Origin of the sequence: Flaviramulus basaltis, assembly GCF_900114265.1 — a bacterium.
Classification (GTDB): Bacteria; Bacteroidota; Bacteroidia; order Flavobacteriales; family Flavobacteriaceae; genus Flaviramulus; species Flaviramulus basaltis.
Genome location: NZ_FPKV01000001.1, coordinates 92,486 through 106,722, shown reverse-complemented (window position 1 = coordinate 106,722; position 14,237 = coordinate 92,486). Strand labels below are relative to the sequence as shown.

Here is a 14,237-nt window from a genome sequence, read left to right as displayed (position 1 = left end):
TTTTTTTTTTAAAATTTAACTCTAACACCTAAAGTGAACGTAGATAATGGTGCATATAATCTACGACCTGAATTACCACTTTCACTAGTAGTTGGATTAAATCCATCTCTAGCCGTTTTTACAAATAAATTATCACCAGATGCCCAAATATTAATTAAACTAATACCAGTGTTTTTTAAGAATTTTTCTGGTAAAGTATAACCTATTGTAGCATTGTTTAAAGCGATATAATCTGTTTTAGTTAAAAAACGAGTAGAGGCAGATGTAGATGTTTGGTCTATACCATCAGATAATCTAGGTACATTAGTAACATCTCCTGGTTGCATCCATCTATCAGCAATATCAGTATGGAAGTTATTACCTAATGCGCCAAAACGATCACTCATTAACTCGGCATATTGAGCATCATATGCCCAACCACCTATACTATAGGTAAATTGTGTTGAGAAATTCCAGTTTTTTAAAGTACCTCCTAATCTAATAGCTCCACGTAAATCTGGAATAGCACTTTTATTTACGTACACTTGAGTTGCGTTAGCGTAAGTTTGAGTGGTTGTCTTTTTTATATTAGCATCAGAAACTCTTTGAGTATATTCTACAATAGAGCCTGTTTGGTTTGTGTTTAAACCATTTTCTAGTATTTCAAAAGCTGTTTCATCTGCATCTGCAATATCATTATTGTTTTTGTCATCATAGTATTGATACCACATAGGGCTACCATCAGCAGGATTAACTCCGGCCCATTCTCTGATATAAAAATCAAAAATAGAACGACCTACAGAATAACCGAAGCTACCATTTGAGTTGTCTAAATATTTTTGCTCACCAGTAGCTGGGTCAATAGGCATAACGCTTATCTCATTATCTAGTATTTCACCATTTACAGTTAAGTCTAATTTAAAGTCACCTTTATTAATTAAATGACCAGTTAAATCAAATTCGATACCTTGATTTGTTAATTCTCCATCATTAACTGTAAGAATAGCAATACCTTGAGAAGGACCAACTCTACGATCAAAAACAAGGTTATCTGTTAATTTTTTATAATAATCGATAGAACCATCTAAGAAAGATCCTAAACTAAATTCAACTCCAACTTGAAACATTTTAGATGTCTCCCAAGTTAAATCTGGATTACCATTAGTGTTTGGAGAAATTGCAATACCTCCTAAAAGAGACGTATTGTATGTGTCATATCCATCATAATAATCGATACCAGCTTGATCTCCAGTTATACCGTAAGATGCTTTAAGTTTTAAAAACGTAAATAAATCGCTTTGTAAGAAATCTTCGTTTGAAGCTACCCAAGCAGCACCAACAGAACCAAAGACACCCCATTTGTCATTAATAAATCTTGAAGATCCATCTGTACGAATCGAACCTGTAAAGTAGTACTTGTCTTTTAAATCATAATTTACTTGAGAAAAGTATGATTCTATACTACTACCTTCAGAAAAACCACTTGGAGGGCTTAAATTAAATAAAAAGTTATCTAATTCTAATAAACCGTCAACAACTACTAATGCTTTACTTTGAGCAGATTCTTTAAAAGTATATTCATTATTCTCATGAGCCGCTAATACTTCAAGTGAGTGATCACCAAATTGATTTTTGTAGCGTAATAATTGTAAAAAGTTTGTACCCCAACGCTCTCTATCTCTTGCGAATAAGCTACCTGGATTATCTCCTGTAGAACCTCCACCATAAAATGGGTTAGAATAACTTTTATATCTCTCAATAGAATATTGAGTACCGAAACGCGTTTCAAAAGTTAATTCATCTGTGAATTTAATATTCATAGAAAAATTACCATTTACCTCATGTCTCTTATAACCAACACGGTCATATAAAGCGGTTGCAATTGGATTTAAACCATCCGATTGATTACGAGCACGAAAACCAGAGATATTACCAAAATCATAAATATTACCGCCGTAAATAGGGTCTTCTATTAATTGATAATTATTGTCTCTTAAAAATACTGGAAAAATAGGTGCTGTTTTATCTGCAAATTCAAAAACGTTTTCTGAACCTGCAGTTTGTCCATTGTTTCTACTTTCAGAATAAGCGTAACCAAGATTAGCTCCAATGTTTAACCATTCTTTAATATCTGAATTAAGATTTAAACGAGTCGTATAACGATCGTACCCAGTATTGATAGCGTAACCATCATCATTTAAGTAACCTAAAGAAAAGAAATAAGTTGATTTCTCATCTCCTCCACCCATACGTAAACTTCCTTCATTACGAAAAGCAGAATCAAAAGCAGCATCTGAATATAATTCTGGTGTATATCTTCTAGTTACTCCAGGACGCACCATATGAGTTGCAGGATCTATTAATTCACTAGGGTTATTAACATTCCACATATTATAACCAGGATCTAAATAACCAGGACCAAAAAAGTTTGAATTAGCATAACCAGCAGGGTCAGCTTCTCCATTAATCACACCTCTGTTATATAAACCTTCCCATGCATATCCAATATATTCTTCTGGAGATGTGATAACATCATAACGAGGTATTATTTGTGTGTTTATACCTGTTTTAACATCTATCTCAATATATGAATCTGAAGAAGAACCTGTTTTAGTGGTAATTAAAACAACACCATTTGCCCCTCTTGAACCATAAATAGCTGTTGCAGTTGCATCTTTTAAAACAGTTGTGCTTTTAATATCTGCAGGGTTAATAGCATTTAAACTACCGCTATAAGGAACACCATCTACAACGTATAGAGGGTCTCTACTTCCATTAACAGAGCCATAACCTCTTATTCTTATTGTTGATTCTGTACCTGGTTGACCAGAAGTGTTAATTACTGTAACACCAGCAACTTCTCCAGCAAGTGCTTGAGAAATATTTGAAACATTCTTTATTTCTAAATCTTCACTTTTTACAGTTTTTGCACTACCAGCAAATGATTGTTTTGTTGATGTACCATAACCAACAATTAACACTTCTTCTAGTGATTCAGCACTGTCTTCTAATGTTGCGTTAATTGTGTTAGAAGTACCAACAACAGCTTCAAAGGTTGTATATCCTACAAAACTAAAAACCAGAGTAGCACCCTGATTAGCTTTAATTGAGTATTTACCATCGAAATCTGAGGAAGTACCTGTTTTAGTACCTTTAATTAAAACAGTTGCTCCAGGTAATGGTAATCCAGAATTATCTGAGACTATACCTGAAATTGTCTTTTCTTGAGCAAATGTTAATTGCACTACAAACGCTAGAAATAGCGTTAGTATTCCACTAAACTTTGTTTTCATATTATAATTATTTGAATTAGTCAACGTCAAAAATCTTAATAAATAGTTAATAAAACAACAAAAATGCGTTAAAATTTAAGTCAATTTGGAATTTTTGTTAAGAATAAGGTAAAAATTATTAATTATTATTAGAAATGTGAGTTTTTTAATAATAATTCTAAATACAGAATATTTTTTTCTTAATTTAGAAATTAATATAATTTTAACCCTAAATAAAACTATTGAAACTAACTTTTAGCATTTTATTAATATTGAGTTTTAGTTTTGTATTTTCCCAAAAAGAAGCCGCAAATTGGTATTTTGGTGATTTTGCGGGACTTAACTTTAATTCTGGGAATCCATTACCACTTTTAGATGGAAAGTTAGTTACTAGCGAAGGTTGTGCTTCTATTTCCGATCCAAATGGTAATTTGTTGTTTTATACTGATGGTGTAACAGTTTGGGATAGGCGCCATGAAATCATGCCAAATGGAAGTGGTTTATTAGGACACAGCTCAAGTACAGAATCTGCATTAATTATTCCAAAACCAGGCAGCAAAACCAGATTTTATATTTTCACTATTGATCAACCTAGTTATTTTTTAAAAGATATTCCTGTAATTAATGGTGTTAATTATTCTGAAGTAGATTTGGCATTAAATAATGGATTTGGCGATGTTGTCGATAATGTAAAAAATTTTCACTTAATAACTTATAATCCTAATGATTCTACAGAAAACAAATATAAATCTTCAGAAAAAATAACTGCTGTAACACATAGTAATGGTAGCTCAATATGGGTTATTACCAATTTTAGGAATAGGTTTTTTTCCTTTTTAGTTGATTTTAACGGTGTTAATTCAAATCCAATAATTTCTACTGTTCAACAAATGGTGCAACCTATTATAAATGATGAAGGGGCAAATGTATCAGCAATAGGATATTTAAAAGTATCTCCAAATGGAAAAAAAATTGCTATAGCACATAGTTCAACTTCTATTGGAGGGCCAAGAACAGGAAGAAAGAAATCTGGGAAAGTATTATTATATGATTATAATAATTCAAATGGAATTGTTTCAAATCAATTAGAACTTTTATCAGGGGCTTACCCTTATGGTTTAGAATTTTCTCCAAATTCGAAACTTTTATATGTTACTAATAGTACCTTCGATGAAACAGATACATTTTTAAATGGACAATTATATCAATACAATCTTGAAAATTATAATATCATAAATTCAAGACAAACTATCATTTCTTCACAAAATATCGCTGGTGCTTTGCAACTAGCAATTGATGGAAAGATATATAGATCTGGATACAAAGTTTTTTCAACTGGTTTAGATATTTCTGTAATTAAAAAGCCTAATAATATTGGGGTTTCTTGTAATTATTCAGAAAACTCCATTTATCTTGGAGGAAGAGCAGCTAAGTTAGGATTGCCGCCATTTGTGCAGTCTATTTTTCTTTATACATTTGATTATGAATATACTTGTTTAGGAGATCAAACCCATTTTTTTATTACTTCAGAAGAACCTTATGATAGTGTAGTTTGGGATTTTGGAGATGGGCAAACTTCTACAGAAGAAGAACCATATCACGTTTTTAATACTATAGGAGTCTATTCAGTTAATTTAACAATGTCATTAAATGGTGTACAATATGATCCATTAATAAAGCAAGTAATTATATCAGATTCGCCAAATGTTTTAAGTGATATTTATGACTTAGTTCAATGTGATTCTTATGATGATGATTCTAATGATGGTATAACTACTTTTAATTTAGAGCAAGCTAACGCCCCTATAAGTTTAAATACTAATGATGCTATTCAAGTTTATTATTATCAATCAGTTATTGATGCTACAAATGATACGTTGAATATTAATGCGCTTAATTATGTATATACTAATCAAACACAAGATGAATTATTATATGCTAAAGTTTACAAAGCCAATACCGAATGTTATAATATGGCTACAATTAGGTTAAAAACCACGCAGCCAGTAGATATTGGTAAACATGAGTTGTCTAATTGTGATTTTGATAATGATAACTTTGCAGATTTTGATTTAGAATCTGAAGGAAGTAGAATAGCTGCACAATTAAGTTTACCTTCCAATGTTTCTATAACATTTTATGAAAGTGAAAGCGATGCTGCAATAGGTGTAAATGCATTACCAAATATTTATACTTCAAGCAGTAAAGGTTTGTTTATTAGAGCTGAAAGTGATAATGCTTGTTATGGTGATGGTGAGTTAAAGCTAAATGTTAAATCTTTCCCACAATTAAATGATCAATCTATCAATATATGTAAATCAGATTTCCCAATTAATATTAACACGGGATTAGATACTAATTTAATTGGAGATTATAAATATATATGGAGTACTTCTGAAACTACTAATGAAATTTTTGTAAATGAGTCCGGTATTTATGAGGTTAACATATATGATGAATCTTTAAATTGTGAAGATAGTATTACTATTACGGTAAAACAGAATCAAATACCAGATATTCAAGATATAATAATTGATGGACATAGCATTACTGTTCTTATAAATTCTGAAGAAAAGTTTCTTTTTGCTCTAGATGATATTAATGGGGTATATCAAGAGAGTAATACTATTTTAAATATTCCTGAAGGATATCATCAAGTTTTTATAAAAGATATTAATAGCTGTGAAACCATATCAGAAAGCTTTTATATTTTTGGATTTCCAAAGTATTTTACTCCAAATAATGATGGAACAAATGATAATTGGAATGTATATGGGCTAGATCCTAACAAGTTTATTTTAGAAATTATTCATGTAGAAATTTATGATAGATATGGAAAACTTTTAAAATCATTTAACCCGCTAACATCTTCTGGCTGGAATGGCACATTCAATGGAACTCTTTTAACCCCAGATGATTATTGGTATTTTTTTAAATTACCTAATGGCGAAGTTTATAAAGGACATTTTTCCTTAAAAATATAAAACTAATCCCAAACAGTGTTTACTAGCCATTGAGCTGCATCACGTAAATAAGGAACATAATCGCATACTTGGTAATGATCTAAGTCTTTAGCAATAACAAATTGTATGTCTGATCCTGCTTCAATTGATTTATTTACATAGCTTTGTGTAGTCTCAAGAGGAAATAATTCATCGTTAGCACCATGAATTACATATAATGGAATTTCTATAGGGTCAATAATACCATTGTTTTTAATGGTGTTGTAAGAAGTTGCCATTGGTATAGCTGCTGAAAACTTATTTGGATAATATTGGGAATAAAACCAGCTACCATTACCACCATCGCTATAACCAGTTATTACTATTTTATTTGTGTTAACATATAAATAAGATGATGCTAAATCAAGAAGAGCTAATATTTGTATTTGATTATTTTGGTCATACCAAAGTTTAGCATTGCTATTAGGACTAATTATGTAAGCATCAATAATATCATTTAATCCAGGAGAAATTAAACAGTCAGTAGATTTGTGAGCTTCTGGATTAATATTTTGTGCACCACCATGAAGACTAAAAATCAAAGGTTTTTTATTAGAAATGCCTGTGCCTTCTGGGACAATAACTCTAAAATTCCAAAATAAACCTTCTGTAGTAGATTCTAAAGAAACATCATTTATGCCAGGCTGTAAATCAAAATCTTGAAAATCTTGTCTTACATCATCTACTGTTCTTGAAGTATTTCCATTACTATTTTCTTCTTCTACTAGGTCTTCTTGAAAATTAATATTAGGATTATTGCAGTTCCAAAGGTTGATAATTAAAATTATAGTTATAAATAAAATATTAAAACGTTTCATATTTTTTATTAAAATAAAAGGGCCATTTTATAAAAAAATAGCCCTTAATATTATTAATATAAATTTATAATTTAGTTTACATCAAAAAACAATTTAGTCGTTTGAGAATCTCCACCAATTGCTGAAGAACCCGCATTGTAATTTGTTTCATTTAAGTTTTGCTCGCTAATTGGATAAGTATATCTAGTAGGAACTGGACTACCGCTAACAGCTGGTAAGTTGAATGTTGGAGTGTCATAAACTCTCCATGCTGTCCATGCTTCAAAACCTCTATTGTACATAGCTAGCCAAAATTGGTTACCTATTTTTTCTTTCCAATCTCCAGGAGCAGTAGTGTAATCTACATCAGGATTTGCTAAATAAGTATCAACATCAGTAGCTCCCCAATATTCAAAAGATGCTGTAATACCATCATCATAGAAACCTTGAGCTGCAGCAGGAGTTCCTGAAATAGTACGTTCAGCTGCATCGGCTAAATAAAAACAAACTTCAGCATAATCAATTAAAGAGGCTGGTAAAGTAGGGTCATGTAGACCTGCACCATCATCGTACCCTCTAATATGAGTATAACTGCTAAAACTATTATTTTCACCATAAGGACCACCTTCATAAGTGTCTGCTCCTAAATTTTGATCAAAATACACAGCTCGTCTAGGATCATCTAAATTATTCATAAAATCTACTAAAGTGTTAGCTGCTACAAAATCGGCACGACCAGATTGAACCAATGATACCCATAATGGGTTAGTATTAGGAGTAGCACTTGCATATGCTAAAGAGGCATTATCATCATTTGATTCAAATACACCACCACTTACAGCAGATGTAATTGCTGATTGTGCAACTGTTGACATACCTGGGGCATCAACAACACGTAAGCCCATTCTTAATAATAAAGAATTTGCGAATTTTTTCCAAGCTCCCACATTACCACTATAAATAGGGTCTGATGAACCAAAACCTGTTCCAGAAATTGCAGGAATTACAGATGTCAATCGAGATAATAAATCTGAATAAATGGTTGCAGCATCATCATAACCAGGTAACACATATTCGCCAGCATTTAATGCTTGAGAATAAGGAATGTCTCCAAAAGTTTCTACCAATTGCGCCCAAGTATAAATCATTAATACTTCAATTTGAGCATTTCTTGAATCTTTTTCTGCTTGAGTTAAATCAGGACTAGCATTTACATTTTCACTAGCTGTGGTCAAATCTAATAATACGTCTCTATACATCTCAGACCAATGACTGTCTGTGATATTTCTTGTATTAAAATCATAATTGGCTTCATCAACATAAGTTGTTTCAGTCCAGTGTTGACCTAACATTCTATATATGTTATTGTTTACACTTGTACTAGTCATTTGGTCAAACAAACTCTTTGTTGCTGAATTGAATAAAAAACTAGCATCAACTTGAGTTGGATTTTTTGGATCTCTATTTAAATTTTCATAAGCGTCGTCTGATTTACATGACACTAATGATATTATAGATAGAACGGTTAAAAATATTTTTTTCATAATTTATTTTTTTAAAACTGTAATTTAATACTTGCACCAACTTCTCTAATAGAAGGATATGCTCCTGACTGATATCCTTGAACGTTACCAGAGCTTAAACCAGCTTCAGGATCTGCATAAGGAACACTTTTGTCAATAATCCATAAGTTTCTTCCAATAATTGATATTGAAGCACTTGTGAATGGAGATTTTTCTAGGAATTTAGAATCAATATTATAAGTTAAATTAGCTTCACGTAATTTTATATAACCAGCATCATAAACGTGAAGTTTGTTTGGAGCTCTTGCATAACCATATGCATTAGCATAAATATCGAAATTTGCTCTTACCTCATTTTTGGTTCCATCAGGTGCAACACCAGCTACAATTAAGCCTCCAGCATCTGCACCATAGTTTCCTGGAGTACCAGTTACTACATCTCTAATTGGATTACCCAATTCATTAGTTTGAACAGACCAATCATACATACCTGTAGCATAACCATACCAAGTATCTAATGAGAATACATCACCACCTTTTTGGATGTCAATTAAGAATCCTAAAGTAAAGTTTTTGTATTTAATTGAATTAAAGATACCAGCTTTCCAATCTGGGTTTATATCACCAATTACTTCATTACTTGTTGATGTTCTTTGGTAAGTACCTATTCTACTAGCAGCTCCCGTTTGGTTAACAATTGGTTGACCATTTTCGTGATATATAAAATCTGAACCTCTTATTGTTCCATAAGGTTGGCCAGGAGTAGCGTTAATAGATACACCTCCTTGTAGTGAAGCTAATTGTAAGTTTTCGATACCATTTAATAATTCAACTACTAAACTTTCATTTTTTGCCCAGTTAGCTGTTATATCCCATTGGAAATTATCTGTTTTTAAAGGAGTAAGATTTAATTGCACTTCCCATCCTTTATTTTCAATTGTCCCAGCATTTAATATTGCTGATGTATATCCAGTAGCTGTTGATAAAGGAATACTTGTAATTTGATTAATGTTTTCAGTATTATAATAAGAAACATCAAAACCAATACGTTTGTTTAAAAATGCCATTTCTAAACCAACCTCATAACTATTTTGTCTTTCAGGTAAAAGGTTTAAATTGGCCTGAGCACCAGGATTAGAAGCTATACCATTTCCATTAAAAGGAGTTCCAATACCAAATGTGTTGAATACTCTGTAAGGATTTGTGTCACTACCAACTTCAGCATAGTTTCCTCTAAGCTTACCAAAATTCAACCAATCTGCATCAATCAATTGAGAAAAGATTAAACTTCCAGAAACAGAAAAATAACCATATCTATTATCAGATTTAGGTAAAGTAGAAGAACGGTCAGTTCTATAAGAACCTTCTATGTAAGCAAAGTTGTCATAACCTAAACTAGCTCTAATATACTCACCATCTACCATGGTAGTTGCGTCATATTCTGTTGGTGCATTAATAGGGCTTACACTGTTAGAAAGTGAATAAAGACTTTTTAAGTTTAATCCTCCGTTTGTAGAAGCAAAAATACTATTGTTATCGTTTCTTCTTAAGTTAAAACCAATATTACCTTCTAGATTTAATTTGTCAGATAAATTTTTATTAAAGTTTAACATTAAGTCATAGTTGTATTCAGATACATTATTGTTATATCTAGAATATTTTGATACGTTAGAACTTCCAACATTTGTTCTTTCTTCTTGTAATTCAGAGTAAGTATCAAAAGAGAATCTACCCATTACATTCAACCAATCGTTAATTTCATAATCTAATGCAAAATTACCAAAGAATCTACTTCTAGTATCTGTTTCGTAGTTTTCATAAAATGTCCAATATGGGTTGTCAGAATATATTGGAGATAAATTATCTGGACCATTAGGATTCCAAGTAATATTATCACCAGTTGCAAAATAGGCATCTTTTTGTTCTCTTAAATCTACATTTGTTTGAAACCACTGTCTGAACTGTTGCATTATGTTATTTGAATCATATCCAGTACCATTTCTTCCTTTTCCATCAGTTTTAACAAAATTGAAATATGTAGATGCTGTTAATTTTTCAGATAAATCATGAGTTCCATTAAAAGAAACAGTATTTCTTTTAAGTAGACTGTTAGGTAAGTTTCCTTCTTGAGAAAGATTTGTAATACCTAATCTAAATGAACTTTTATCATTACCACCATCTAAAGAGACAGAGTTTACAGCTGTAATACTTGTTCCCCAAACATAATTAGGATCATTTTTACCAGCTGACCAAGGTGTAGATTGTTGATATGTATCTAATTGAGGATAAATTGAAGTCCATTGGTATACTAGTAAGTTTTCGTCAAAAGGAGCTCCATAAGAAGCATCTTCAGTAAATACAGTAGTTAAATCATCAATACCGTCGCCATCTACATCATATAAGCCAAAATATCCACCAGGGCCGTCATAATAAGGACCATAACCAGCTCCATATTGGTTTTGATATTTTACTAATGTTTCTTTGTCAGCATTACCTAAAGTAAGACTTGAAGAAATTGTTACTCCAATACCTTTTTTAGTACTACCTTTTTTAGTTGTAATCATTACAACACCATTAGATGCTCTAGAACCATAAAGCGCTGTAGCTGCTGCACCTTTTAATACGTTAATTGATTCTATATCATCTGGATTAATATCAGATGCTGCGTTACCGTAATCGTAACCACCACGACCACTTTTTTGGTCGGTTGAGTTAGTGTTACCGTTGTCTACAGGAATACCATCAACAACAAATAATGCTTGGTTATTTCCTGCTATTGAGTTATTACCTCTAATAACAACGTTAGTAGAACCACCAAGGTTACCAGATGACTTGATATTTAAACCAGCAACTTTACCAGATAAAGAGTTAACAAAGTTTTGGCTTTTTACAGAAGAAACGGCATCGCCTTTAACCTCTTGTGTAGCATAACCTAAACTTTTCTTTTCTCTTTTAATACCTAATGCAGTTACAACAACTTCCTCTAAGGATTCTGCATCTTCTTCTAATGTAATATTAACCGTGTTTGAAGCGCCAACAACAACTTCTTTTGTTGAATATCCAACAAAGCTAAAAACCAAAGTAGCACTTTGATTAGCTTCAATTGAATACTTACCGTCAAAATCGGTTGATGTTCCACTTGTAGTTCCTTTAACTAAGACAGTAGCTCCAGGAAGCGGTAGTCCAGATGCATCTGAAACTGTACCTGAAACTGTCTTTTCTTGTGCAAATGTTAGTTGCACGACAAACGCTAGAAGTAGCGTTAGAATTCCACTAAACTTTGTTTTCATTTTGTAATTATTTGAATTAGTCAACGCCAAAAATCATAATAAAAAGTTAATAAAACAATAAATAATGGTTAAAATTTGAGAAATATTTAACGAATTTAACAAATCTGTAAAAATCGATTAAAAAATAGTTGTCAAACTGAGATGTATTTTAGAATTGGATAGTTTAAATTTGATATTCTCATTTTTGCCATTAGCGTAATTAAATTTAAATAATCCAGCTTTGGTGAGAATGCCAAAACCAAAGCCATAACCATAAAGCTTTTCTTTAGTATTGATAATTTTGTTTTCAAAATATGCAGCATCAATTATTGAATGTATATAAATGGCATTATTTAGTTGAAACCTATATTCGGTATTGACCAATCCATATAAGTTTGAAAATAGACTGTTTTCTTCAAAGCCTCTAATTGAATTAATTCCTCCAAATCTTAATAGCTCATTTTCAAAATATGTGTCCGATATCAAATTAGCTCCATTAATTCTAAAATATATGCTGTTTTTTTGATTCAAGTTAAAGATATTGAAAGCGTCAATTGTAATTTGATTTTGCCTTTCTGTACTATTTGAAGTTTTTCTACCTCCAAAACCTGTTTCAAAATAGAGTTTTGATTTTGTTGGAAAAAGCACATTGTAAAATTGGGGCTTTAAAAATTGGTAAGCAATAGTTAAGTATTGTGTTTTGTAATTAGATATTGTTGAATTAAAATTTTCTCTTAGCAGATTGTTTGATTCCGTTGCAATTATGCCAGCGTAAATTTTATGTTTTGAATTTATTTGATAATGTAATTTTGCAGATTGATTTGTAGTAGTGAATGATGAATCCCTTTTGAAAATCCGTAATAAAAAATCAGCTCCAATAGGAGATTTAAATAAATAAGGAAGAGATACATCAACTTCAAAAGTTTTTTGATCGTTTTCGTCGCTCTTATATAATAATCTAAATGACTCGCCAAAGTTTAAGTTGTTTACAAGATTTAAATTTAAGTAACCATCAAATTCCAATTTGCTGGTTACTTCATTTGTACCAAAACCTAAAAAGCCATCAAAAGCATTGCTTTTTGTTTTTTCTAAATATAAATAAAGCGTTGTTGAATCTTTTGAAAATAATACTTCAGGTGATTTTATTTCTTTAGCAAAGATTAAGTTATTAAGTTGGTTTATTTTGTTTTTTATTTTATTTAAATCAAAAATCTGTTTTGGCTTAATTTTTAAATAATGCTTTAAATAAGATTGCGGGAATTTTTCATAACCTTTAACAACTATATTATTTATAGATCTTTTTTGTTGAGTTGATTCAATAATTAAAGAGCCTTCTATATTTGAGTTATCTCTAATTCTAATATTGGATAAATATAATTTAGAAAAAGGTCTCCCTTTCTCAGAAATTTTGGAATTAATAAAAGTTAAGGTGTTTTCAATCTCACTAAAATTTAATTTGAAATAATCATCAAATATATCTTTTGAAATCATCTCAATAATTGAAGCGTCAACTTCAGTTTTTTTGTAGTATATGTATATGGTGTTGAATTTCTTTTTTAAATAAAACTCAGCACTGAAAGTGGAGTCATTTATTTTTCTTAAAAATTTTAACTCATTTTCAATAAAGCCTTTCTTATAAAGTGCTTTTTGAATTGAATCTACTTCATTGTTTATAGATTTGTAATTCTTGTGGGTGTTTAAATAGTTTAAAGAATCAATAATCCTTGTTTCGTAGATGGTTTTTCCTTGGATTTTTAAGTGTAAGCTTTGGCAAAATAATTTCGTTGAAAAAAGTATACATATAATAAGGTATAAAAAAGGAGTTTTTTGCACGTTTTAAGCAGCTATTTTATTCTGTAAATCTAACGGAAAAACAAGAGTAATAATATAGTTAATAAAATATTTTTTAAATTCTATTGAAAATTAATGATTTAGGGTTTGAAATATTCATTTTAATTTCTACCTTTGCAGCCCTCTTAGAAGAGGATTTTAAAATTTATATATAATATATATGCCAACAATTTCACAATTAGTACGAAAAGGAAGAGCCAAAATAACCAAGAAGAGTAAATCGGCTGCTTTAAATTCGTGTCCGCAAAGACGTGGTGTATGTACTCGTGTTTACACAACAACTCCTAAAAAACCTAACTCAGCAATGCGTAAGGTGGCAAGGGTTCGTTTAACAAACGGTAACGAGGTTAATGCATACATTGGTGGAGAAGGACACAATTTACAAGAGCACTCGATAGTATTGGTTAGAGGTGGAAGGGTAAAAGATTTGCCAGGAGTTAGATATCACATCGTTCGTGGTGCCTTAGACACAGCAGGTGTTGCAGGTAGAACACAGCGTAGATCTAAGTATGGTGCAAAACGCCCTAAAAAGTAATTAAAACTT

At 31.0% G+C, this 14,237-nt stretch carries 7 protein-coding genes; 2 read left to right on the top strand and 5 right to left on the bottom strand.

Features of this window, described 5'->3' with window-relative positions:
• Positions 1–8: 8 nt before the first annotated feature.
• Positions 9–3,272 carry a SusC/RagA family TonB-linked outer membrane protein gene (locus BT151_RS00540; RefSeq protein ID WP_072399603.1) on the bottom strand — a complete coding sequence of 1,088 codons (3,264 nt, stop codon included), beginning with the start codon at positions 3,270–3,272 and terminating at the stop codon, positions 9–11.
• A 221-nt stretch (positions 3,273–3,493) separates the two neighbouring features.
• Between BT151_RS00540 and BT151_RS00535 the strand changes: the two genes are divergently transcribed.
• Positions 3,494–6,235, top strand: coding sequence for a T9SS type B sorting domain-containing protein (locus BT151_RS00535; protein ID WP_143144225.1), 2,742 nt, complete (start codon positions 3,494–3,496; stop codon positions 6,233–6,235).
• Between the two features lie 2 nt (positions 6,236–6,237).
• On the opposite strand, the gene BT151_RS00530 is transcribed toward BT151_RS00535, so the two are convergent.
• From BT151_RS00530 to BT151_RS00515, 4 genes are all read right to left on the bottom strand, one after another.
• Complete coding sequence (locus BT151_RS00530) at positions 6,238–7,071, bottom strand: carboxylesterase family protein (protein WP_072399599.1); 834 nt, start codon at positions 7,069–7,071, stop codon at positions 6,238–6,240.
• A 71-nt stretch (positions 7,072–7,142) separates the two neighbouring features.
• Positions 7,143–8,594: a SusD/RagB family nutrient-binding outer membrane lipoprotein gene (locus BT151_RS00525; protein WP_072399597.1), complete on the bottom strand. Its 1,452-nt coding sequence runs from the start codon at positions 8,592–8,594 to the stop codon at positions 7,143–7,145.
• An 11-nt stretch (positions 8,595–8,605) separates the two neighbouring features.
• Positions 8,606–11,863 carry a SusC/RagA family TonB-linked outer membrane protein gene (locus BT151_RS00520; RefSeq protein WP_072399595.1) on the bottom strand — a complete coding sequence of 1,086 codons (3,258 nt, stop codon included), beginning with the start codon at positions 11,861–11,863 and terminating at the stop codon, positions 8,606–8,608.
• A gap of 117 nt (positions 11,864–11,980) precedes the next feature.
• On the bottom strand, positions 11,981–13,675 hold the full coding sequence (locus BT151_RS00515) for a POTRA domain-containing protein (protein WP_084647814.1): 1,695 nt from the start codon (positions 13,673–13,675) through the stop codon (positions 11,981–11,983).
• 178 nt (positions 13,676–13,853) lie between these two features.
• Between BT151_RS00515 and rpsL the strand changes: the two genes are divergently transcribed.
• On the top strand, positions 13,854–14,228 hold the full coding sequence (gene rpsL / locus BT151_RS00510; protein ID WP_042499114.1) for a 30S ribosomal protein S12: 375 nt from the start codon (positions 13,854–13,856) through the stop codon (positions 14,226–14,228).
• Positions 14,229–14,237: the final 9 nt, after the last annotated feature.